The organism is Bacillus infantis NRRL B-14911 (assembly GCF_000473245.1).
Lineage (GTDB): Bacteria > Bacillota > Bacilli > Bacillales > Cytobacillaceae > Bacillus_AB > Bacillus_AB infantis.
This window is the reverse complement of sequence record NC_022524.1, coordinates 3,747,984-3,769,473: the sequence shown is the minus strand read 5'-3', so window position 1 is coordinate 3,769,473 and position 21,490 is coordinate 3,747,984. Positions and strand designations below refer to the sequence as shown.

Here is a 21,490-nt window from a genome sequence, read left to right as displayed (position 1 = left end):
AATAAAAGGCCGTTTCCGGCTAAAGAGACAGTTGCATGCAGGCCTATTTGCCTTGCTTAGAAATTACCCTTTATTCAGCCAATGAAACATGGCGGGAAGACCGCAAAAAAAGCCCTCTGCACAGTGCAGAAGGCTATAATATCAATTTTTTACAGCAGATATCCCAGAAACAGGCCGACAGACAGCAGAAAACCGAAAATGGTGTTCGTCTGAGCGGTAGCCACCATGGCAGGCATCATTTGGGCAGGCTTTGTTTTGCCGATGAAGCCCTTTGTTGCCTTCACAGCCTTTGGGACACTGAGAGCGACAATGGCCAGCCACGGAGAGATATAGCCTGCAGCTATCATTACGAATATCCATATATAAGAAATGGTGAACATGATCCCAAGGAAGTATATTGCCTTGTCCCTGCCGAGCAGAATTGCCAGGGTCTTCCTGCCAAATTCCTTGTCTCCATCCAGATCCCTGATATTGTTGGCCATCAGGATCAGTCCGACGAGGATGAAAATAGGAACTGAAATCATCACACTAAGCGTGGTAACTGTGCCTGTCTGGATAAAGAAGGATATGAGGATGATCATCATACCCATGAAGAAGCCTGCTACAATTTCCCCAAATGGCGTATAGGCAATCGGGAAAGGGCCTCCAGTATACAAATAGCCGGCTGCCATACAGACAAGTCCTACCGCGGCAAGCCACCAGCTGCTGTTCATGCAGATATAAACGCCAAGGAGCAGCGCGATGAAGTAAAGGGCAAAGGCAAGCTGAATCACTGTCTTAGGTTTAATCCCTTCACGCACGATGGCGCCGCCAATCCCAATGGATTCAGCTGTATCAAGGCCGCGCTTAAAGTCAAAATATTCATTGAACATATTCGTAGCCGCCTGGATCAGAAGGCTGGCCACGAGCATGGCCAAGAAAAGGCTGAAGCTGATATCTGTTGTATCTATTGCCAAAGCAGTGCCCAGCAGGACGGGCACAAAAGCTGCCGTCAAGGTGTGCGGCCTGGTTAATTGCCACCAGACTCTCCATCCGCCCGATTTCATGGCAGGCGAAGGATCGGGATGCGTTTGTGGTTGCATTTTTGACTCTCCCCTTAATATATTCTTTGTATAACAAACCTTTATATTTTAGCTTAAAATCAGCTGCAGGTCAAAAATGTCCTGACATACTCAAGTTTAGCAAAGATCAATGGGGTGTCAATGGATTTTTGCATACTGCCGAGGCGGGAATTACCTGATTTTCCGCCTTTTTTCAGGCATCGTGCTGCCAAACATAGGATATGGAAGGAAAACGTGAAGAGCAGGCTTTTATAATATTGATGATACATGCATCCTCAGGCCGATGTTGTTGACATCATATAATCATGAGGTGTATCTTAAAATAAGCTGAAAAACGAAAGAATAACAGCGGTAAAGCTGTTATTGGAGGGATTTTCTTGGTTACGATACAGGATACGGAACTTAAGGAAGGAATCCTGGAAGCAATTAAAAGGGCCGGGGCTTTTTCGGAGCCTATCCTTGTCAGTGAAGTCCATAAACTGGACCATATTGACCCATTATCATTTTTTGCTTCAGGAAGACAGGCGTTTTTTGGTGAACGCTTTTACTGGAAAGATCCTTCGAATGAAACCATCCTAGCCGGTTTGGGAATATGCAAACTTATTCAGTCGGATATGGCTTCCGGCCGTTTTTCTCATGTAGAAAAAGAGTGGAAGCGCTTTATCCGCAATGCAGTCATATATAATGAATACTCTGCCGCCGCTGCAGGCCCTGCCCTGTTCGGGGGATTCTCTTTTGATCCGGAAAAGGAAAAGACCGCTTTATGGTCCAAATATCCGGATTCTCTTTTTCATGTTCCGAGGTATTTGCTGACGCAGACTGGAGGACAAACATTCCTGACGACAAATGTTGTCTGCACGAAACATGATGATGTGTCGCTTGCTGAGAAAATCAGGGAAGAAAGGCGCCTCCTGCTCGAAGGGATTGGGGCATCTGTTCAGGAGGAGGAAAGCAGGCTTATCTCTGAAGAGGAAATTCACCCGCAGGAGTGGATGGATTCAGTCACTTCAGCGGTCGAAAATCTAAAGGCTGGAAAGCTTAAGAAAGTGGTGCTTGCAAGGGAACTCCGGCTTTCTTTTTCCGGGAAAATAAAAGCGGAGCAGGTACTGGGCAAGCTTCACAATGAACAGAATGAAAGCTTTATCTTTGCTTTTGAATCCCAAGGGGACTGTTTTATCGGGGCTTCCCCTGAACGGCTTGTTAAAAAGAAAGGAAAAAGCCTTTATTCGACCTGCCTTGCCGGGAGCATTCCGAGGGGAAAGACTCCTGCGGATGACCAGGCACTTGGGGAGGCATTATTATCGGATGAAAAAAATCTCATAGAACATCAGTATGTGGTTGAAATGATAAAAACGGCCATGGATGAAGCCTGCGAGGAGATTATAATTCCTTCAAAGCCCCGGCTAATGAAAATGAAGCATATCCAGCATTTGTACACACCAGTGGAGGGGATGACGAAAGAGGAAGCTTCATTGCTCCTGCTGGTTGACAAACTTCATCCGACCCCTGCACTCGGCGGACTGCCCAAGCAGGAAGCTGTGGATATGATCAGAGAGATTGAGGAACTTGACCGGGGCTATTATGCGGGGCCGCTGGGCTGGCTTGATTACAGCGGCAATGGAGAATTTGCTGTATCGATTCGTTCCGGCCTTCTTCAGGGAAATGAGGCTTCTTTATTTGCCGGATGCGGAATCGTGGAGAGTTCAAACGCTGAGAGCGAATTCATGGAAACCAAGATCAAATTCCGTCCTATGCGGTCAGCTCTGGGAGGACTAACAGAATGAATCATCAAGAAGCATTAACAACTTATATTGCTGCATTTGTCTCGGAGCTGGCCAAAACCGGTGTCCGGGACGTTGTTGTCAGCCCGGGATCCCGTTCTACGCCGATGGCCATGATTATGGCGGAACATCCGGAACTCAATGTGCATATTCACGTCGATGAGCGTTCGGCCGGCTTCTTTGCCCTCGGAATCGCCAAAGCATCAGGCAGACCGGCTGCACTGCTTTGTACTTCAGGGACAGCCGCGGCGAATTACTTTCCGGCTGTTGTTGAGGCAAAGATCTCGAGAGTCCCGCTCGTCGTCCTGACGGCAGACCGTCCTCATGAATTGAGGGATGTAGGAGCACCTCAGGCAATCGATCAGATCCACCTTTACGGCGGGCATGTTAAATGGTTTGCAGAAATGGCTCCGCCCGAGAGCTCACATGAAATGATCAGATATGCCAGGACAGTATGTGCCAGGGCATATGCAGAGTCAGTGAAGGCCCCTGCCGGTCCTGTCCACCTCAACTTTCCTTTTCGCGAGCCCCTTATACCTAAGCTCGATGAAAATCTGTTCGAAAGCCGGGAAAGGCCTGAGGGTTTTGTTTCCATCCAGCAGGGGGAGCTTGCTCTTCCGGATTCTGTTTTCAGAGAGATGGCAGACGACCTCTCATCCTTCCAAAAAGGCATCATCATTTGCGGACCCCATGAAGACAGCCGCTTTGCAGCTGAAGTGGTCAAGCTGGCAGAGACGCTGGATTTTCCGATTTTAGCGGATCCGCTCTCACAGCTGAGAAGCGGCAAGCATGATAAAGCGCTTGTTATTGACGGATATGACAGCTTCCTGAGGACAGATGCAGCGAAAGAAGCCCTGAATCCGGATGTGGTAATCCGCTTCGGATCGATGCCTGTCTCAAAGGCACTCACCATATTCTTAAAGGAAAACAAAGATAGCAGGCAAATTGTTGTCGATGGCGGTGCAGGCTGGCGTGACCCGTCCCTGCTTTCTTCAGAGATGGTCTATTGCAGTGAGGCCCTCTTTTGTGAGAAGGTACAAAGCTTTGCTGGTCGCAGGGAGCCTGGGGGCGAATATAGTGCGCTATGGAAAGAGGTTAATGAAAAAACGAAGCTGGTGCTTGCAGAGGCCGGCTCGGCTATAGAGATGAGCGAGGGGAAGCTGTTCCTCCAGCTTGCAGAACTACTGCCTGATGAGAGTACACTGTTTGTCGGAAACAGCATGCCGATCCGTGATCTCGACACCTTCTTCCATAATAATGACAAAAGCATTCGCGCGATGGGCAACAGGGGTGCTAACGGAATCGATGGAATCATTTCCACTGCACTGGGTGCCGGCTTATATTCTCAGCCGCTTTATCTGGTGCTGGGGGATTTGACATTTTTCCATGACCTTAATGGCCTGATTGCTTCAAAGCTCCACAATATCAATGTCCATATCCTGCTCATCAATAATAATGGCGGCGGTATATTCTCATTCCTGCCCCAGGCAGGCGAGAAAAAGAATTTTGAGCTCCTTTTTGGCACGCCTTTGGATTTAGATTTTGAGCATGCGGCAAAGCTTTACGGCGCGAAATACGACCGCGCTGAAACTTGGGAAGAATTTGAGCGTGCCATTAAAGAGGGCTATGGTGATCACAGCCTAAAGGTAACCGAAATAATGACAAACCGGGACAAAAACCTTGCTGAGCATCGAGAATTGTGGAATCGTGTTTCCCGGGAAATAAACCTGTTCCTAAAAGGAGAATAAGAATGAAATTTGTAAGCGGCGGAGGCTCCTACCATGTCGAAATAGAAGGCAGCGGTTTTCCTCTAATCCTGCTTCACGGGTTCACAGGCGACCGTTCCACCTGGGACCCATTCATTCCCTGCTGGAAATCAGAATACATGCTCATATCCATAGATATCGCCGGACACGGAGACACTGTTATGCCTGCTTCGGAAGAAAGCTATACTGTCACTGCAGCTGCCCGGATGATCCATGAGCTGATGGAATCGCTGCAGATACCAAAGGCCGATCTATTGGGCTACTCAATGGGCGGGCGTCTGGCTTTGTCATTTGCCGCCCTATATCCCGGCAAAGTCAGAAAGCTGATCCTTGAGAGTGCTTCGCCTGGATTAGAGACTGCTGAAGAAAGAAAGAATAGGCGTAATCAGGATGAGCGGCTTGGGGAATACATAAAAGAGAACGGAATTGAAGCATTCGTTGATTACTGGGAAAACATCCCTTTGTTCAAAACGCAGAAAATGCTGCCGGCTGATGTCCAAATGCAGATCAGGGAGCAGCGGCTTCAGAACAGCCCCGAAGGACTTGAATTCAGCCTGAGGGGGATGGGGACAGGGGCCCAGCCATCCTGGTGGGGCAAGCTCCCGCATATAAAGGCAGACACCCTTCTGGTCACAGGCTCTGAGGATATAAAATTCTGCACACTGGCTGAAAGGATGTCCAAGCTGATTCCAGTATGCCAATGGGAGACTGTATTTGGAGCCGGACATGCAATACATGTGGAAGAACCAGAAAAGTTTGGTACAATAGTAAGTGAGTTTTTGCAGAAATTATAAAAAGGAGGATTCCGTTATGACTGTAGAATGGATTGCTGGACGCAATTATGAAGATATTTTATACGAAACTTACAACGGAATTGCTAAAATCACAATTAACAGGCCAGAAGTACATAATGCCTTCCGTCCGAAAACCGTAATGGAGCTGATTGATGCTTTTGCTTATGCGCGCGATGATGCAAGCGTAGGTGTTATCATCCTGACTGGTGCAGGGGAGAAAGCATTCTGTTCCGGCGGCGACCAAAAGGTCCGCGGGCACGGCGGATATGTGGGCGAAGATGAAATCCCGCGCTTGAATGTCCTGGATCTGCAGCGACTTATCCGTGTCATTCCAAAGCCTGTCATTGCGATGGTAAAAGGCTATGCAATCGGTGGAGGCCATGTCCTTCATATCGTATGTGACCTGACTATTGCTGCTGATAATGCGGTCTTCGGACAGACAGGCCCTAAAGTCGGAAGCTTTGATGCAGGGTACGGATCAGGCTATCTGGCAAGAATCGTCGGCCATAAGAAAGCCCGCGAAATCTGGTTCTTATGCCGTCAATACGGCGCACAGGAAGCTCTTGATATGGGGCTTGTCAATACAGTTGTGCCGCTTGAAAAAGTGGAAGAAGAAACAATTCAGTGGTGCGAGGAAATCCTTGAGAAGAGCCCGACAGCCATCCGCTTCCTGAAAGCAGCGTTCAATGCAGACACAGACGGACTGGCTGGAATTCAGCAGTTCGCCGGGGATGCTACGCTTCTTTACTATACAACAGATGAAGCGAAGGAAGGCCGCGATGCGTTCAAAGAAAAGCGCAAGCCGGACTTTGGGCAATTCCCGCGTTTCCCTTGATTAATAGGATAATAAAAACAGCTTGATGGCAAACCATCAGGCTGTTTTTCTATGGCATTTTAAAACGCTGGATATGCAAGGAAGGTGAAGCCAATGGGTGAATTTCTCCCGCAATTTTTAAAGAAAAGAGCCGATTTAACACCGGACAGGCACGCCCTCTATTTTGAAGGAAATGCCTATACTTTCAAACAATTATACGATGCAGCCTCCCAGGTGGCCGGAAAGCTGGCTGGTGCAGGGGCAGTCAGGGGCTCATATACCGGGGTGCTCCTGAAAAATCATTCTGATTCTGTCTTCATCCTGCTTGCCCTTCAGCTATTGGGAGCCACAGCGGTTATCCTGAATAACCGGCTGACTGCTGAGGAGATCGGCTGGCAGCTGGCAGATTCCAATGCTACGCTTCTGATTACAGAGGCAGCATTTACAGATAAAGCCCGGGAGCTGTCACTGGATGGCTGCAGCTTGGTGATGAAGGAGGTGCTCGCTGAACAGCCTTCAGCTGCCATTATGGCGGTGGAGGAAGTTTCGCTGGATCAGGTGTGCACCATCATGTACACCTCCGGGACGACCGGACATCCGAAAGGAGTTCTTCAGACATATGGAAACCACTGGTGGAGTGCCTCGGGATCAGCCTTCAATCTTGGCGTCAGGGAAGATGACTGCTGGCTGTGCGCCGTCCCTTTATTCCATATCAGCGGCTACTCCATCCTGATGAGAAGCCTGATCTACGGAATCCCCGTCGTTCTGCACGGATCTTTCAGCGAGGAGCAGATCATAACGGACATTCGGGAGAAAAAGGTGACGATCATGTCTGTCGTCAGCACAATGCTTTCAAGGCTTGCTGCTTCAATTGGAGATAACGGACTGCCATCTCATTTTCGCTGCATGCTTCTTGGCGGCGGACCCGCTGCGCGCGATCTGCTCGAAAAATGCACGGCAAAGGGTCTGCCAGTCTATCAAAGCTATGGCATGACTGAAACTTCATCCCAAATCGTGACACTTGCTCCTGAATACAGCTTCTCAAAGCTCGGTTCGGCCGGGAAGCCGTTATTTCCTTCCCAACTGAGAATCATGGAGGGAGACAGGGAAGCAGAAAGAGGCCAGGCTGGTGAAATTGCCGTTAAAGGACCTAATGTCACACCTGGATATTTGAACAGGGAAGCGGAGACGGCCAAGGCGATGAAGGACGGCTGGTTTTACACAGGAGATATCGGCATGCTTGATGAGGAAGGTTTTCTTTATGTACTTGACAGGAGATCCGACTTGATCATTTCCGGCGGGGAAAATATATACCCGGCAGAAATCGAGGGAGTGCTCACTTCACATCCTGCGGTTGCTGATGCAGGTGTCATCGGTGTGAAGGACCCGGATTGGGGAGAAGTGCCGGCTGCTTTCATCCAGACCATGAATGGTGCAGAACTGTCATCTCAAGAAATCGAGGAATTCTGCCTCGGAAGGCTGGCAAAGTATAAAGTACCGAAAGCCTGCTATTTCGTTGAAGAAATTCCGAGGAATGCATCGCGAAAAATTTTGCGAAGAGAGCTGCGCACCATGCTGGGGAAGGGCGGAGAAGAATCATGAATATAAAAAAGGCTGTATTGCATGTGATCAGCATGCAGCTGAAAAAGCCTTTTTCCACCCATCTTGGCACCGTCAGCAGCAGGGAAGCCATTATTATCGAGCTGATAGACAGGGACGGATTGAGCGGATTTGGAGAAGCGGTTGCTTTTTCTTCTCCTTGGTACACGGAAGAGACTGTCAGGACATGCTATCATGTCATCAAGGATTTTCTCATTCCTTTGCTGAAGGAGAATCCCGGCCTGAAGGCGGAAGATGCTCACATCCTGTTCAGCTCTGTGAGGCGAAACCAGATGGCAAAGGCGGGACTGGAGTCAGCATTATGGGACCTCCAGGCCAAACAGGAAGGAACGCCGCTCCATTCTCTGCTGGGAGGAACGAGAAGCATGATTGGCTCTGGTGTCGCTGTGGGTGCAAAAACCGTAAAGGAAAGTCTCCTGCAGATCGAAGGATTTCTTCAGCAAGGCTACAGGCGCATCAAGGTGAAAATCAGTCCGGAACATGATCTGCAGCTGTTATCAGCTATCCGGAAAGAATATCCGGATATCGACCTGATGGCCGATGCCAATTCCGCTTATACGCTCAAGGATAAAGACAGGCTGAAGGCACTTGATGAATTCAGGCTGCTGATGATTGAACAGCCGCTTGCCCATGATGATATTATCGACCATAGTGTCCTGCAAAAAAGCATCAGCACCCCGATCTGCCTGGATGAAAGCATTGTCTCTTTCCGTGATGCGAGGAAGGCAGCAGAGCTTGGCAGCTGTAAAGTGATCAATATTAAACCCGGCCGGGTCGGCGGATTATCAGAGTCTAAGCAGATCCATGATTATTGCCTGCAGAATGGAATTCAGGTATGGTGCGGCGGCATGATTGAATTCGGCGTTTCAAGGGCCCATAATATCGCTCTCGCTTCACTGCCGGGTTTTGAGATACCAGGGGACATATCAGGCTCTGAGCGCTACTGGGAACAAGATATCATCACGCCCGGAGTCACTGTGGAGGATGGTTTTATAAATGTTCCTGAGGGGCCGGGAATAGGCTTTGAAATAAACAGGCGCAGGCTGGCGGAAGTGACATTGAAGGAAGAAGCTGTGTCACTCGTTTAAACCTCAAAAAACAGGCACTTGCTTAATGGCAGTGTCTGTTTTAAATATAAGGCTCTGTTAAGGTCTGTTGTTGATTTTTTGATTGGATGGAAAGATAAAAAAGGAAGTCTTATCCTTATTTGAGTGACCATAGAGCCTTAAAATAAGCGGAGATTCTCTGGTTAGGATGCTTAATATGGCACTGGTGGGTGTAAATAAGCGGAGAATTTCCGGTTATGGTGAGCGAAGTTGCCCGCTTTCCTGTTTTTGATCCGATAGCCGTAATTTCTCCGTCTATTTAAGCTATTTTTAGAGATTTTTTGAATTTAGGGGGAATTCTTCCGCTTATTTTTCAACCTGTCACCGGTTCCCTTATTCAGGTCCGGGAAGTCGCCCTTTTTTGGCTGGGCGGGGATTGCCCTTTTATAGATTTTGATTATAGGGCGGGTCAGTTTAACGCAAATATTAAAAAATTGAACTCCCGCAAATCACGAATTGAACTTTGAATATAAAGGAATATTCACCGCAGGATTATATATTAATACACTCCCCAATTCCTTTAGTCTGCTCCCCATTTTATCCTCAAACAACTCATGTTTACCATAACCCGGCATAGTGAATGAGAATAATATAGATAACAGAAAGGAGGTTAATCTATGGTGCATAAACTAACTGCTGCTGTTCTTCTTGCTGCCCTTTTAGCCGGATGTTCAGAAGGCGGGTCAGGGGATGGTACAAAGGAAGAAGCAGGTGCCGTGGAAGAAACAGCCAGTCCTGGGAATGTAAATGGACAGCAGCCAGAAGGCGGAAAGGAAGGTCAGGTAGAAGAGCATGAAAAAAATGATGAGCCAATTGAACAATCGGCAGAAGAAATGGCAAAGAGCATTGTGAAGGCGCTGGAAAATGAAAACTACGGCGCAATCTCAGAATACGTCTCTAAAGAGAAGGGTCTGTTGATTTCACCATACGAATTTATTGAAAGCGATGCAGTCGTCTTGTCTAATGAAGAGATGGAGAATCTAAGCAGCATTGAAAAAGAATATTTGTGGGGATACCATGATGGAAGCGGCAAGCCCATCCGGTCGGTGCCGCAGGCTTATTTTGACCGGTATAAAGGATTTACAGAGCCGGATCAGATCATATTGGGGGATGTGCAGCAGAGAGGCAACACGAAGAATAATATTAAAGAAGTCTTTCCTGATTCAAAAACGGTAGAGTTTTATCAGAATGGAACAGATAAATATGGAGGGATGGATTGGAGGAGTCTGTACTTGGTATTTCAGCAAGATGCAGAAGGCAAGCTGAAATTGTCTGCGCTGGTTACAGGAGAATGGACTATTTAAAAGCCAGGCCAGGACAAATTTCCCGGCTTGGCGTTTTACATTTCCTATTCATGCGGCTTGAAGGTTTTGCAGTCCGTTTCATGGCTGTTCTCGGCCTGTTCGCCATGATGGCTGACAACATAAATCTGGTCGGCGCCGCAGTTATTCCCTTTTTTCCAGTAGGTGCAGTTGTTTACTTCACATAGTACATCCTGTGCCATCTGTATCCACTCCTTAAAGTATTTGATACAGCATTAGCTTTTGCTGCCCGGCTGGTGGGAATACGTGACAGAAAAAGGGAAGCTTTAGTTCGGCTGTTTGCTGCCCTTTTGCCTCAGGTAGCGTTTGTCTTTCATAAAAAGGCTCCAGAAGTAGACAAAACCGGGGAAAAGAATGGCAAAGCCTGCAATATAGGTGGCAAACACGGCCCTGAATGAATTGGGGTCTGTAAACCCTGATTCAATGGTGACCTCAGGATAGACCATGTATGGGAGATGTGCCTTTCCGTAAACAAAACTGGCTGCCAAATATTGCAGTGTGACAGCGATGACAGCAAGCCTTGGGATTCCTTTCGTCCCTTTTTTTGTAAATGAAGGCAGGAGCAGCGCCAGGATTCCCAGTAGAAATAAACCTACTGACAGCATCAGAATGGGCATATCCTCGATCATTTTATTATACAGCCAGGCAGCTTCAAGGCTGAGGGTATGCATAATGACAACACCCATTAAGAGCGATACGGGCCCGATCATCAGGGCATCCCGGCGGTAAACATAGTAAGCATCCATTTCATCCGCTGCCTTGGAATAATCGGCCAGAAGAAGAGAAGAAAGAAACAGAGTGCTGCTGACGGCAAAGCCGAAAAAGGCATACTCGTTTTGGCTTGTGAAAAGCTTGGCCAGATTAAGCGACTGGCCGCCATCTGAAAAGTCAATATAATCGCCGTGTGTAATCGGCAGCACACTGATCAATAGGCCGGGAATCAGAATCCCCGAAATCCCGGATATGATGGTGAGCGGCTTTTTATAGTCACTCGCAATGTTCGAGAACACAAGAAATGCGCTTCGGATGGCCAGCAATAAAAGGATCATGCTCCCAGGTACAAGCAGCACGGTGCCCAATGTGTAAGCTGCGCCCGGAAACAGGCTGTATATTGCAACGACGAGTGCCACAATGAAAGTGTTCGTCACTTCCCATGTCGGGGAAAGATAGCGGTTGGCGATGTTAGTGGCCTTTGTTTTGGTCCTTTTCATATAGACCATCGACCAAAAGCCGGCGCCGAAATCCATCGTTGCCATGACAGCATAGATGAATACAAATCCCCACAGGATTGTGATGGCTAATAGAGCATCTGACATGCTTTCTCACCCCTTATGTATTGGAGCCATACAGCGGGACTCCCTTTTCCTTGGTCCGGTTGATATCGTCGAGTACCGTATTTCTTTTGAAATAATACAGAAGCACCAGTACAACCGTCAGTCCGAGAATGACATAAACGGCAGCAAAAAGGACAAATAAGATGCCAAGGTTCCCGGCCGTCGTTACCGAATCCTCAGTTGACAGGACCCGGTAAATTGTCCAGGGCTGTCTGCCTGTGCAGGCGAAAATCCACCCGAATTCAATCCCGAGGACAGCGGCAGGGCCGGACAGCACAAACGCCCACATAAATATTTTTGGGAACCTGTCTTTTTTTAAGAATTTATTCCAGAAAAACGCTACAAAGGAAAGGAGGATCAGCAGACTGCCTATGGCCACCATCCCATTGAAGAGCGTATGGACAAAAAGCGGCGGCCACAATTCTTCCGGAAAATCGTTCAGGCCGATGACCACTGTGTCAAAGCTGTTTCCTGCCAGAAAGCTGAGCGCCCATGGAATTTCAATGCCCCATTTTACCTCCTGTGTCTCCCGGTCGGTAAAGCCTCCGACTGCAAGCGGGGCATGTGACTGCGTCTCAAAAAGCCCCTCCGCGGCAGCGAGTTTTTCCGGCTGGTACTCATGGAGATACTGGGCGGAAGCATGGCCGTTCAAGGCAGTCAGCAATGAGAAAATGCCGCCGACAATCAGGCTCAGCATGAGTGCTTTTTTATGAAAATCATATACCCTTGTCCCGAACTTATTGCGCAGCATCTTAAAAGCAGCCACAGACGCGACTACAAAGGCGCCTGTTGTATAGGCAGAAACAGCCACATGGCCTGCTGTCACGAGAAAGCTTGGATTGAAGAAGGCTGCCCAGGGATCAATGTCTACAATTTCTCCGTTTTCAATCCTGAAGCCCTGCGGTGTCCCTTCAAAGGCATGGACATTTGTTATCAGGACAGCAGAAGCAAATGCACCGAGTGCAACGAGGACAAGGCTCGAAATCCTCATCCACGGAGGGATCCGTTCAGCAGCATAGACATAAATGGACATAAACAATGCTTCAATGAAAAAGGCATAAATCTCAATCTGGAACGGAAGGGCCATAACCCGCCCAATCACTTCCATAAAGCCCGGCCAAAGCAGGGAGAGCTGAACGCCCGCAATGGTTCCTGTCGGAATGCCGACTCCGAGGAGGACAGCAAAGGCTTTTGTCCAGCGCTTCGCCATGATGACATAGTCATGGTCCTTTGTTTTCTGATAAATAAGCTCTGCTGTCAGCATCATCAGCGGAAGCCCAACGCCGATTGTCGCGAAAATAATATGGAAACCCATTGTTGTCCCAAACAGAGAGCGCGCAATTACCAAGTCATTCATATTTATCTTCCTTTCGCCAATTCTTCCATTTACATAGTGTCTGCGATTCATTCTGGAATATGTAAACATTTCCTTGAAAACAGAAAGAAAATGACAGGTGAATTTCGCTCATATAAAAAAGCAGCAGGAATATTACCTGCTGCTGTATCCTTAATTATTCAAGGCTTTCTCTATCCCTTTCAGGTTGTTTTCCATCAGGGTAAAGTAGGTTTCTTTATTATCGATATTTTCATCTGTCAGCACAGACAAATTATGAAGCTGCAGCGATTTGGCGCCAACTTCATTCTGGACGATTTCCGTCAGTTTTGAGCTTACATTCTGTTCAAAAAAGATATAGTTCAAGCCGTGCTCCCTGGCTGTTTTGATAATGTTTTCCAATTCCTTCTGTGTTGGTTCATTGGATGTGGAGAGACCTGAAACACTGATTTGCTCTAAACCATATCTTTTCTCCCAGTATCCGTATGCTGCATGGGAGACAATGATTTCTTTATGTTTTGCAGAATCAATAGTTTCCTTAAATTCATGGTGGAGGGAATCCAGTTCAGCGGCAAGCTTTTGGAAATTTTCTTCAAATTCCTTTTGGCGCTCCGGCATCTTCTCTGCCAGCTCATCTTTAATAGCTTCAGCCAGATCGGCAGCATAAAGAGGATCAAGCCATACGTGAGGATCAACATCGCCATGATTGTGTCCATCATCTTCATGGCTGTGTCCGTCTTCTTCATGGCCTTCCGCTTCTGTTCCTTCTTCATGGGCGTGCCCATCTTCTGTACCGGCCATATCAATATTTTCTCCTGCCGCCAGCAATGTTACATTCTCATTCTCGAGGGTGCCTTCGGCTTTGCTCACAAATCCTTCAAGGCCAAGGCCGATGTAAATGAACAGATCTGAATCGGCAAGAGCCATCATATCCTTTTGCGAGGGTTCGAATGTGTGCTCGTCAGCTCCCGGAGGATAGATGGTTTGGGCATCTACATAGCTGCCGCCAATTCTTTCCGCAAAATATTGGAGCGGATATACCGTTGTATACACATTCAGCTGATTTTTTGTATTTTCCTCCGCCTGGTCTGCATTTCCGTCCCCGCAGCCTGCCAGAAAAAGGCTGACCGGCAGCAATAGGGTGAGGAGCATGATTAACTTTCTCATAATAACCGCCTTTCATAAGTAAACCGTATTTATTTCGATTTGATTGTGATACATGATCATATGTTCTTAATGTTGATTATATAATACGTAATCGTTACGATTTTACTAAGTAATCTTACAAAATTTTTCTGTGAAAAGCAAGGGAAAAATTTTGTCTAAGAGAACGGGATTATGTATGCTAGAAGGTAGTGAATCATTATAAAGCCTACAGGAGGATATTATGAAACTGTTACAGCAAATATTAGACCATAACAAGGATTTCGTTGAAAATAAGCGTTACGAGGAGTTTGCAACAACAAAGTTTCCCGATAAACGGATGGTGATCCTGACATGTATGGACACAAGGCTGCTTGAGTTATTGCCAAAAGCCATCAATGTTGCGAATGGGGATGTCAAAATCATCAAGAATGCAGGTGCGCTTGTGGCCCATCCGTTTGGCAGCATCATGCGAAGCATCCTGGTGGCTGTTTATCAGCTGCAGGCGGACGAAGTTTTCGTCATCGGCCATCATGACTGCGGAATGAGCGCCATCAAGCCGGAGCTTGTGATTGAAGAAATGAAGAAGAGAGGCGTGGACGAGTCTGCCTTTGAAACGCTGGCATATTCAGGGATCAATGTAGAAGAGTTCCTTAAGGGATTCAGCTCCGTAAGCGAAAGTGTCGCCCACAGCGCCGATATGATCAAAAAGCACCCGCTCATGCCGAAGGATGTACCGGTCCATGGCCTTGTCATCAATCCGGAAACAGGAAAACTGGACCTGGTGGTTGACGGGTACGGGCAATAGTCATTTCTCGTTTTTCTCAGGAACAGGATCAAAGCCTCCAGGATGGAATGGGTGGCATTTGGTTATTCTGCGCACAGCAAGCCAGCCCCCTTTAAAGGGGCCAAATCTTTTGACGGCCTCCAGGCCATAATGGGAGCAGGTCGGGTAAAAACGGCAGGACGGCGGCTTAAGGGGCGAAATGGCAATCTGATAAAAACGGATCAGTCCGATCATCATCTTTTGAAGCATGTACTGCCTCATCCTTTCTACATCATAATTATTGATTATACTGTTTTGGAATCATAAGAGTCCATCTGCATGCATAGTTATGCTGGTAACGGACTGGGAATTTTATTCTATATTAATTTGATGAAAATAGTCGGCTTTTGCGTTATAATTGAAATTAAGACTTATAAGGAGTGATTACATGCCTTCAGTAGAAAGCTTTGAATTAGATCATAATGCCGTTAAAGCTCCATATGTAAGACATTGCGGTGTCCACAAAGTGGGAAGTGACGGAGTTGTTAATAAATTCGATATCCGCTTCTGCCAGCCAAACAAGCAGGCGATGAAGCCGGACACCATCCATACGCTTGAACATCTGCTTGCTTTTAATATCCGTACCCATGCAGAGAAATACGATCATTTCGATATTATTGATATTTCTCCAATGGGCTGCCAGACTGGCTACTATCTTGTTGTCAGCGGGGAGCCGACAGTGGAAGAAATCATTGATTTGCTTGAAGATACATTAAAGGATGCTCTTGAGATCACTGAAATTCCGGCTGCAAACGAAAAACAGTGCGGCCAGGCCAAGCTACATGACCTTGAAGGGGCAAAGCGTCTTATGCGCTTCTGGCTGGATCAAAGCAAGGAAGATCTGAAGCAAGTATTTGCTTAATAGAACGCAGTGCGCAAAAACCGGCATAATGCCGGTTTTTTTGCTGTCAGCTATTATAAAATGGGCGACAGCAGCCTCGATATGGATTCTTTAAGGCGGATGTAAAAACTTCTTTTGCTGTAGCGCTCTGCATCCATCAGGCTGGAAAGTTCAATATCATCACGGAATTTGCCGGCAAGCTGGCCGGATACCTCTTTATCATATATAAAGGCATTGACCTCAAAATTCAGCCGGAAGCTTCTTACATCTATGTTGGCTGTACCGACGGAAGAAATCTTTTCATCGACCACAATGGTTTTGGCGTGAATGAAACCATTATCATAAATATAAATTTCTGCTCCGGTTTTCAGCATTTCCCCGATGTATGAGTAAGTTGCCCAATAGACAAACATATGGTCCGGCTTATTCGGAATCATGATTTTTACTTTTACCCCAGAAAGTGAAGCAATCCGAAGTGCATCAAGCAGGCTCGCATCAGGGATGAAGTACGGCGTCTGGATCATAATGCTCTCCTTAGCCGAGCTGATCATCTTGATATAGCCATTTTTAATCTGTTCCCATTCTGAGTCAGGACCGCTGTTGACGATTTGGATCCCGATATTTCCGCTGCCGGCGCTTTCCGGAAAATACCGGGTATGATAATGGATATCATGGCGGTGTGACGCCTGGTTCCAGTCAAGGATGAATCTTGTCTGGATAGCGTGGACAGCCTCTCCGGTAATCCTCAGGTGGGTATCCCTCCAATATCCGAAGGAAGGATCCAGTCCCAGATATTCATCTCCGACATTAAAACCTCCCACATAGCCAATCTTGCCGTCTATGATGGCAAGCTTCCGGTGGTTGCGGTAATTGACCCTGATATTGATAAAAGGGAGCTTTGACGGGAAGAAAGCTTCCACTTCCCCTCCGGCTGCACGCAGCTCCCTGAAGAAACGTTTAGTCACGCCTCTGGAGCCCAATTCATCATACAGGACCCTGACCTTTACTCCTTCTTTTGCTTTTTCGGTTAAAAGGGAAACAAGCCCTTTGCCGAGGTTGTCCTTTTTAAAAATATAATACTGCAGATGGATATGATCCTGTGCCGATTTTATATCGCCGATTAAAGAATCGAATTTCTTCCTTCCGTCGGTAAATATCTCAACTTCGTTATCCTGGGTAAGGACGGCTTCATTATTGATCAAATGCATATAGATCAAATCATAGCTGTCCCTGATGGTTTCATTGCGAAAGGAAAACAATTGATTTTTAATTGATTGAACCTGCTGTCTGATCATTTCATCTATGCCGACCTTTTCCCGGTCCTCCCATTGAAACATCTTCCTTCGCGCAAGGTTCTGGCCAAACAGGAAATACATGATGAAACCAAGAATCGGTATGAAGAATAAGACCATCAGCCACGCCCAGGTGCCTCCTGCGTCCCTCCGCTCCAGGAAAATAACAATGATGGCAAAAATCACATTCAGCACAAAAATCAGACTGATAAATATCGAATAAACATCCATGAAAAAACACTCTCCCTGCTAAGGCAAAACCGCTTGCATCCAGCAGTCTGACGGCCGGCATCAATAATAGGATAGTGCCGGCCGCTTATGCACCGTTTCAAATGGTAATTAGAATAGGTTGTTTAAGCCTTGTTTTCTGTCTCTGTTTGCTCTGCTTCTGTATTTTCCCCCTCTTCATTTTTCAGGTGGGGGTTGTTCTCAATTGGATCGACGGTATGTTTATACGTATAAGCCTTGGAGGTTGTGACTACACTCAGGAGCAGTACGACTAAAACAATAATGATGCTGATAATTAAAATGATATACATGATTTCCCTCCTTTTGAATAGACGGGAAGAACAGCTGCCCACATGCTTCTGTATTTTTCCCTTTAAATTGCCTGATAATCGCGGGTTTTCCAACATTCGTATTTTATCATGAAACATTGGCCTGGTGGGTTTTCATAAAAAAAGCAGCAGCATGTTTTTAAAAAACGGAGGGTGGGTACTATAAAGAAGGGAGGTTGATAGTATGTCAAATCAATTAGTACAAGCAGTTAATAAACAGGTGGCCAATTGGACGGTATTATATGTAAAGCTCCATAATTACCACTGGTACATAAAGGGCCGCCACTTCTTTACCCTTCATGAAAAATTTGAGGAGCTGTACAACGAGGCAAATGAACATATCGATGTTCTTGCTGAAAGGGTGCTTGCCCTGGAAGGCAGCCCTGTTGCTACGATGAGGGAATGCCTTGAAATGGCTTCTGTTGAAGAAGCGTCAGGCTCTGAAAAAGAAGAGGATATGGTCAGGAGCATCTGCAATGATTTCATCAAGATGGAGGATGAACTGCAAAGTGCCATCGAAATTGCTGAAGAGGCAAATGATGAGGGCACAGCGGATATGCTGCTGTCTGTGAAGCAGAGCTTGAAAAAGCATATTTGGATGTTCAAAGCATTCTTAGGATAAGGATAAAAAGCATCCGGCAGCTGCCGGATGCTTTTTTGGTATGCAAAAAAAGAAGAGAAAGGAGCAGCCTGGAATATGATACTGGCTTTTCCTTTCTCTATTTATGTATCAAATTAATGAATATTCCGCTGAGGAAATATCGGATGCCTTTCCTGGCCGTAGTCCTCATTGGCAAATTTGCCCTTCAGGCTTTCGATTAAATAAAGGCCCATCAGGCTGTAAAGCTCCTGCTTATCCATTTCCTTCAGGAGGGAAAGAAGGTCATCATAGCTCATTTCCTCAAGAAAAGCGAATGCAAGCATATCAATGTCTTCCTCATCCCCTGTCAGCTTTCCGCGGTACAATTCGTAGAGCTCGTCAACAATTTTCATATGGTACACCTCCTCAAGATGGATTGCTAATGTATATTCGCGGCGGCCAGGAAAAATCCTGCCCGCCAGTCTTTCTATATTATATTTAGTAAATACCCTTCATTATGAAAAGTATTCCCCGAGAATAAAATTGCCTTCCTTGAGGGAAACAAAGATAAGAAGGAAATAAAAAGGGGATGACCAGGATGGAAAATAGGAAAGTGTATTATATAAGCGTTGCCAGCGGAGAAATATCCCAGAGTTCGGACAGTTCGCCCTGGAATTTTAAAATAGAGGCCAATGACGAAGAAATCACCAGGCTTAGGGAGTATTTTGACCAGAATCACTCAACTGACTGGCAGAATTTCTTCCGTGCCCATGTTCCGTATGTCCAGTATCATTATGACCGGGAGAATGATGCCTATGATGAAGGCCTGGCTGGGGCATACAAAATGATTTATGAGCTTGGGGATGAAGAAGCCAGGAAGCATATTGATGAGATGGGTATTCTTGGGGGGAGAAATTAAAAAAGTTTCCTATACTTCGTTTCAGGCGAATGAGGAAGGTATAAGAAGTATCTTGTTACTACTGTGCTTTACGAATATATTTCTAACAGTCAAGTCTTTTCATTGGATCTGTTTTCCTGTCTGGCCTGCGGGGTACAGTTGCCCAATTTATTTCAAAGCCCTGTTGATTGGAGTGCAAGGCACGTAGACTCCTGCGGGATTGCAGCGGCAAAGCTGAGACCCCGCAGGAGGTACGACGAGGAGGCTCAGCGCCGCCCCGCGGAAAGCGAAGTGCCTGGAACGCAAATCAACAGCCCCATTAAAGGAAGGATTTTTTTAGTTGAACTTCAGCGCACGATGCCCTATGCAGGTAAAAAGACTTTTCACAATAAAATACAAAAAAGGGGCAAGGAAATCTTTCCCCGCCCCGATTATGTTTGCTATTTTACATCTCCATTTCAACTGCTGTGTCCAAAACCTCTTGAGGGATTGTGATTTCTTTTACCTCGTTGTAGTCTGAGTATTTGCCCTCGATTTTTTGATTGAGTGAGACTGTCTGCCCTTCAACTGCCATTTCCATAGTCATATCCATATTCAGTGATGAAGGATAGAAAGTTTCCTTATCAACCAGAATGGTGTAATCGACGTTTTCAATCTTCATATTGTTAAATACTTCTTCATCAGCAGCCATTTCCGGCGGCAGTGTATCAGCCATTGTTTCTTTCATAAGTTCAGTGAATTTTTCTCCTGATGCTTTCAGTTTGAGAATGAAATGATTGTCGTCCTGTTCAAATGTGAAGTCATCTGTAAATTCCTGCAGCTTTTTTAATTCTTCAGCCGGATTTGTCTGCTGACCGGACATTTGGATCAGCTGGTCTGACATTTCTTTGGGAAACTTCATCCATGTTTCTCCAGCAGGGTCATACATGAACATGCCTTCTTCAGTAAAATAGCTTTCAGTCTCATAAGTTTCACCGGACTGGTCCTGGGACATGGCCGTTTTTTGGTAAAAGGCCATTGGCTCTGTAACGACATCCATCTGGATATCAGAGCTGATATTCATGTTTTCTTCCTCCTGGCCGGCGCTGATCATCTGATCCATTGTCATATCGACCGAAAAGCTATTTAGGTTTTCTGAAGCCTCTGTCGTTTTATCCAAAACTTCCTCAAGCGTAAGGTCAGATTCATTCTCTGCTGTTTCGCCATTTTCTGCAGCCGTGCCATTTTCATCTGAGTTATTGCTCTCACTGACAGGGGCAGCCGTCTGGTTGCATGCTGCCAGCATGAATAAAAGGATAAGGCTAGCTGCTAATGATAGAATTTTTTTCAAAATATACACTCCTCTGTTAGTATTTGTTATCTTTTTTACGGACGGTTTGCCGAAAAGTTTCGAGAATTGCCTAATATGGTCCATTAAGCCTAAATATAAATATCTTGATTACGCTCCCTCCCTTTATAACACGCCCTATACAGGGATATTTATGTATCCACTGCGAGTTTCATAGGAAAATTGTATGGATTCACAGGTCCTTTCCCTATTTAGGAAGAGCTTAATCTGTTTTTATATGAAAAATTTACCTGTATGCGCTGCGAAAGTGGTTTCCTGCTGAAAGCTTCTTCTATAATAGAGAAAAAGGAAAACAGGAGTGGACTTGAATGGAAGTTTTCAAAGATTACAATGGGGGGACTGTCAGACTGTCTTTCCAGAAGGGATCATTCCTTGAAAAAGCAAAGCATGTCCTTGTCATATGCCGGTATGAAGATAGCTGGCTTCTGACGGATCACCAGGAGAGGGGCTGGGAGTTCCCGGGCGGAAAATGTGAAGCGGGAGAAACGATTGAAGAGGCAGCGAGGAGAGAGGTCCGGGAAGAGACAGGAGCCCTGCTTGATGATCTGCTGTTTATCGGCGAATATGAGGTAAAGCTGGATGGCCTGTCTTTTGTAAAGGCCATTTACTGGGGGCATGCAGCAGAGCTGGAGAAAAAGGATTCTTATCTGGAGACGGATGGACCGGTTCTATTTAAAGGGGATTTGCTGGCGGAGAGGATGGACAGCCGCTTCAGCTTTATCATGAAGGATGACGTGGTAAAAAGGAGCATTGAAATGGTGGAAGGACAGCTTTGAAGGGCAACAGCCTTCCGATTGGCAAGTGCATCAAAATTGGCGGTCGGAGGGTACTCCCAAGCCGGCAAGTCGGTATCTGCTGCGGTGCTTTCCCGCTTCATTTTTTTAGTTTTTAACATAAACGTTTTACCAATAAATATAAGCAGACTGCAACCTTGACCCAATTTTTTTTAAAAACTTTGTTGATTGGAGTGGAAGGCACGTAGACTCCTGTGGGAGATAGCGGCAAGGCTGAGACCCCACAGGAGCGGCAGCGACGAGGAGGCTCAGCGCCGCCCCGCGGAAAGCGAAGTGCCTG

Annotated in this window: 22 protein-coding genes; 12 read left to right on the top strand and 10 right to left on the bottom strand. The window is 46.4% G+C overall.

Going from position 1 to position 21,490, the window contains the following annotated elements; translation table 11 throughout:
• Positions 1 to 149: 149 nt before the first annotated feature.
• Positions 150 to 1,082 carry a 1,4-dihydroxy-2-naphthoate polyprenyltransferase gene (locus N288_RS18970; RefSeq protein WP_022544314.1) on the bottom strand — a complete coding sequence of 311 codons (933 nt, stop codon included), beginning with the start codon at positions 1,080 to 1,082 and terminating at the stop codon, positions 150 to 152.
• 356 nt (positions 1,083 to 1,438) lie between these two features.
• Between N288_RS18970 and N288_RS18965 the strand changes: the two genes are divergently transcribed.
• The 7 genes from N288_RS18965 to N288_RS18935 all read left to right on the top strand — a co-directional run bounded on the left by N288_RS18965 (position 1,439) and on the right by N288_RS18935 (position 10,246).
• Entirely contained in the window at positions 1,439 to 2,845 is a 1,407-nt protein-coding gene (locus N288_RS18965; RefSeq protein WP_009795315.1) for an isochorismate synthase, read from the top strand.
• A complete protein-coding gene (gene menD / locus N288_RS18960; protein ID WP_009795314.1) occupies positions 2,842 to 4,590 on the top strand; it encodes a 2-succinyl-5-enolpyruvyl-6-hydroxy-3-cyclohexene-1-carboxylic-acid synthase in 1,749 nt (582 codons plus the stop codon). The genes N288_RS18965 and menD overlap by 4 nt, the downstream gene beginning before the upstream one ends.
• A gap of 2 nt (positions 4,591 to 4,592) precedes the next feature.
• The gene (gene menH / locus N288_RS18955) at positions 4,593 to 5,402 is read left to right on the top strand and encodes a 2-succinyl-6-hydroxy-2,4-cyclohexadiene-1-carboxylate synthase (RefSeq protein WP_009795313.1); all 810 of its coding nucleotides are present in this window, start codon (positions 4,593 to 4,595) and stop codon (positions 5,400 to 5,402) included.
• A 16-nt stretch (positions 5,403 to 5,418) separates the two neighbouring features.
• On the top strand, positions 5,419 to 6,237 hold the full coding sequence (gene menB / locus N288_RS18950) for a 1,4-dihydroxy-2-naphthoyl-CoA synthase (protein WP_009795312.1): 819 nt from the start codon (positions 5,419 to 5,421) through the stop codon (positions 6,235 to 6,237).
• Positions 6,238 to 6,330: 93 nt separating this feature from the next.
• Complete coding sequence (locus N288_RS18945; RefSeq protein WP_009795311.1) at positions 6,331 to 7,818, top strand: o-succinylbenzoate--CoA ligase; 1,488 nt, start codon at positions 6,331 to 6,333, stop codon at positions 7,816 to 7,818.
• A complete protein-coding gene (gene menC, locus N288_RS18940; protein ID WP_009795310.1) occupies positions 7,815 to 8,924 on the top strand; it encodes an o-succinylbenzoate synthase in 1,110 nt (369 codons plus the stop codon). The genes N288_RS18945 and menC overlap by 4 nt, the downstream gene beginning before the upstream one ends.
• Positions 8,925 to 9,559: 635 nt before the next feature.
• A complete protein-coding gene (locus N288_RS18935) occupies positions 9,560 to 10,246 on the top strand; it encodes a hypothetical protein (protein ID WP_009795308.1) in 687 nt (228 codons plus the stop codon).
• A gap of 44 nt (positions 10,247 to 10,290) precedes the next feature.
• Here the strand turns inward: N288_RS18935 and N288_RS24870 are convergent, their stop codons facing one another.
• The 4 genes from N288_RS24870 to N288_RS18920 all read right to left on the bottom strand — a co-directional run bounded on the left by N288_RS24870 (position 10,291) and on the right by N288_RS18920 (position 14,098).
• A complete protein-coding gene (locus tag N288_RS24870) occupies positions 10,291 to 10,446 on the bottom strand; it encodes a DUF1540 domain-containing protein (RefSeq protein WP_009795307.1) in 156 nt (51 codons plus the stop codon).
• A gap of 84 nt (positions 10,447 to 10,530) precedes the next feature.
• Positions 10,531 to 11,580: a cytochrome d ubiquinol oxidase subunit II gene (locus N288_RS18930; protein ID WP_009795306.1), complete on the bottom strand. Its 1,050-nt coding sequence runs from the start codon at positions 11,578 to 11,580 to the stop codon at positions 10,531 to 10,533.
• Positions 11,581 to 11,593: 13 nt separating this feature from the next.
• Positions 11,594 to 12,955 carry a cytochrome ubiquinol oxidase subunit I gene (locus tag N288_RS18925; protein ID WP_022544313.1) on the bottom strand — a complete coding sequence of 454 codons (1,362 nt, stop codon included), beginning with the start codon at positions 12,953 to 12,955 and terminating at the stop codon, positions 11,594 to 11,596.
• 150 nt (positions 12,956 to 13,105) lie between these two features.
• On the bottom strand, positions 13,106 to 14,098 hold the full coding sequence (locus N288_RS18920; protein ID WP_009795304.1) for a metal ABC transporter solute-binding protein, Zn/Mn family: 993 nt from the start codon (positions 14,096 to 14,098) through the stop codon (positions 13,106 to 13,108).
• Positions 14,099 to 14,318: 220 nt separating this feature from the next.
• Between N288_RS18920 and N288_RS18915 the strand changes: the two genes are divergently transcribed.
• Entirely contained in the window at positions 14,319 to 14,882 is a 564-nt protein-coding gene (locus N288_RS18915; RefSeq protein WP_009795303.1) for a beta-class carbonic anhydrase, read from the top strand.
• Here the strand turns inward: N288_RS18915 and yidD are convergent, their stop codons facing one another.
• Positions 14,883 to 15,110, bottom strand: coding sequence for a membrane protein insertion efficiency factor YidD (yidD, locus tag N288_RS18910; protein ID WP_022544312.1), 228 nt, complete (start codon positions 15,108 to 15,110; stop codon positions 14,883 to 14,885). It lies immediately after the preceding gene.
• A gap of 178 nt (positions 15,111 to 15,288) precedes the next feature.
• Between yidD and N288_RS18905 the strand changes: the two genes are divergently transcribed.
• On the top strand, positions 15,289 to 15,762 hold the full coding sequence (locus N288_RS18905) for an S-ribosylhomocysteine lyase (RefSeq protein WP_009795301.1): 474 nt from the start codon (positions 15,289 to 15,291) through the stop codon (positions 15,760 to 15,762).
• A gap of 53 nt (positions 15,763 to 15,815) precedes the next feature.
• Here the strand turns inward: N288_RS18905 and cls are convergent, their stop codons facing one another.
• On the bottom strand, positions 15,816 to 17,264 hold the full coding sequence (cls, locus tag N288_RS18900) for a cardiolipin synthase (protein WP_009795300.1): 1,449 nt from the start codon (positions 17,262 to 17,264) through the stop codon (positions 15,816 to 15,818).
• Positions 17,265 to 17,386: 122 nt separating this feature from the next.
• Entirely contained in the window at positions 17,387 to 17,572 is a 186-nt protein-coding gene (ytzI, locus tag N288_RS18895; RefSeq protein WP_022544311.1) for a YtzI protein, read from the bottom strand.
• Positions 17,573 to 17,774: 202 nt separating this feature from the next.
• On the opposite strand from ytzI, the gene N288_RS18890 reads away from it, so the two are divergent.
• Positions 17,775 to 18,212 (top strand): Dps family protein, encoded by a 438-nt coding sequence (locus N288_RS18890; protein WP_009795298.1) that lies wholly within the window; start codon positions 17,775 to 17,777, stop codon positions 18,210 to 18,212.
• A gap of 113 nt (positions 18,213 to 18,325) precedes the next feature.
• Here the strand turns inward: N288_RS18890 and N288_RS18885 are convergent, their stop codons facing one another.
• Entirely contained in the window at positions 18,326 to 18,583 is a 258-nt protein-coding gene (locus N288_RS18885) for a DUF6154 family protein (RefSeq protein WP_009795296.1), read from the bottom strand.
• A gap of 176 nt (positions 18,584 to 18,759) precedes the next feature.
• Here N288_RS18885 and N288_RS18880 point away from each other — a divergent pair, with 176 nt between their 5' ends.
• On the top strand, positions 18,760 to 19,089 hold the full coding sequence (locus tag N288_RS18880) for a hypothetical protein (RefSeq protein WP_009795295.1): 330 nt from the start codon (positions 18,760 to 18,762) through the stop codon (positions 19,087 to 19,089).
• A gap of 424 nt (positions 19,090 to 19,513) precedes the next feature.
• On the opposite strand, the gene N288_RS18875 is transcribed toward N288_RS18880, so the two are convergent.
• Positions 19,514 to 20,407 carry a DUF6612 family protein gene (locus tag N288_RS18875; protein ID WP_035403269.1) on the bottom strand — a complete coding sequence of 298 codons (894 nt, stop codon included), beginning with the start codon at positions 20,405 to 20,407 and terminating at the stop codon, positions 19,514 to 19,516.
• Between the two features lie 317 nt (positions 20,408 to 20,724).
• Here N288_RS18875 and ytkD point away from each other — a divergent pair, with 317 nt between their 5' ends.
• Positions 20,725 to 21,192, top strand: coding sequence for an RNA deprotection pyrophosphohydrolase (gene ytkD / locus N288_RS18870; RefSeq protein WP_009795293.1), 468 nt, complete (start codon positions 20,725 to 20,727; stop codon positions 21,190 to 21,192).
• Positions 21,193 to 21,490 lie beyond the last annotated feature (298 nt).

Bases quoted from the DNA above. Each gene is read 5' to 3' on its own strand.
- N288_RS18970 (WP_022544314.1), bottom strand. From the start codon at position 1,082: ATGCAACCACAAACGCATCCCGATCCTTCGCCTGCCATGAAATCGGGC.
- menD (WP_009795314.1), top strand. From the start codon at position 2,842: ATGAATCATCAAGAAGCATTAACAACTTATATTGCTGCATTTGTCTCG.
- menH (WP_009795313.1), top strand. From the start codon at position 4,593: ATGAAATTTGTAAGCGGCGGAGGCTCCTACCATGTCGAAATAGAAGGC.
- menB (WP_009795312.1), top strand. From the start codon at position 5,419: ATGACTGTAGAATGGATTGCTGGACGCAATTATGAAGATATTTTATAC.
- N288_RS18945 (WP_009795311.1), top strand. From the start codon at position 6,331: ATGGGTGAATTTCTCCCGCAATTTTTAAAGAAAAGAGCCGATTTAACA.
- menC (WP_009795310.1), top strand. From the start codon at position 7,815: ATGAATATAAAAAAGGCTGTATTGCATGTGATCAGCATGCAGCTGAAA.
- N288_RS18935 (WP_009795308.1), top strand. From the start codon at position 9,560: ATGGTGCATAAACTAACTGCTGCTGTTCTTCTTGCTGCCCTTTTAGCC.
- N288_RS24870 (WP_009795307.1), bottom strand. From the start codon at position 10,446: ATGGCACAGGATGTACTATGTGAAGTAAACAACTGCACCTACTGGAAA.
- N288_RS18930 (WP_009795306.1), bottom strand. From the start codon at position 11,580: ATGTCAGATGCTCTATTAGCCATCACAATCCTGTGGGGATTTGTATTC.
- N288_RS18925 (WP_022544313.1), bottom strand. From the start codon at position 12,955: ATGAATGACTTGGTAATTGCGCGCTCTCTGTTTGGGACAACAATGGGT.
- N288_RS18920 (WP_009795304.1), bottom strand. From the start codon at position 14,098: ATGAGAAAGTTAATCATGCTCCTCACCCTATTGCTGCCGGTCAGCCTT.
- N288_RS18915 (WP_009795303.1), top strand. From the start codon at position 14,319: ATGAAACTGTTACAGCAAATATTAGACCATAACAAGGATTTCGTTGAA.
- yidD (WP_022544312.1), bottom strand. From the start codon at position 15,110: ATGCTTCAAAAGATGATGATCGGACTGATCCGTTTTTATCAGATTGCC.
- N288_RS18905 (WP_009795301.1), top strand. From the start codon at position 15,289: ATGCCTTCAGTAGAAAGCTTTGAATTAGATCATAATGCCGTTAAAGCT.
- cls (WP_009795300.1), bottom strand. From the start codon at position 17,264: ATGGATGTTTATTCGATATTTATCAGTCTGATTTTTGTGCTGAATGTG.
- ytzI (WP_022544311.1), bottom strand. From the start codon at position 17,572: ATGTATATCATTTTAATTATCAGCATCATTATTGTTTTAGTCGTACTG.
- N288_RS18890 (WP_009795298.1), top strand. From the start codon at position 17,775: ATGTCAAATCAATTAGTACAAGCAGTTAATAAACAGGTGGCCAATTGG.
- N288_RS18885 (WP_009795296.1), bottom strand. From the start codon at position 18,583: ATGAAAATTGTTGACGAGCTCTACGAATTGTACCGCGGAAAGCTGACA.
- N288_RS18880 (WP_009795295.1), top strand. From the start codon at position 18,760: ATGACCAGGATGGAAAATAGGAAAGTGTATTATATAAGCGTTGCCAGC.
- ytkD (WP_009795293.1), top strand. From the start codon at position 20,725: ATGGAAGTTTTCAAAGATTACAATGGGGGGACTGTCAGACTGTCTTTC.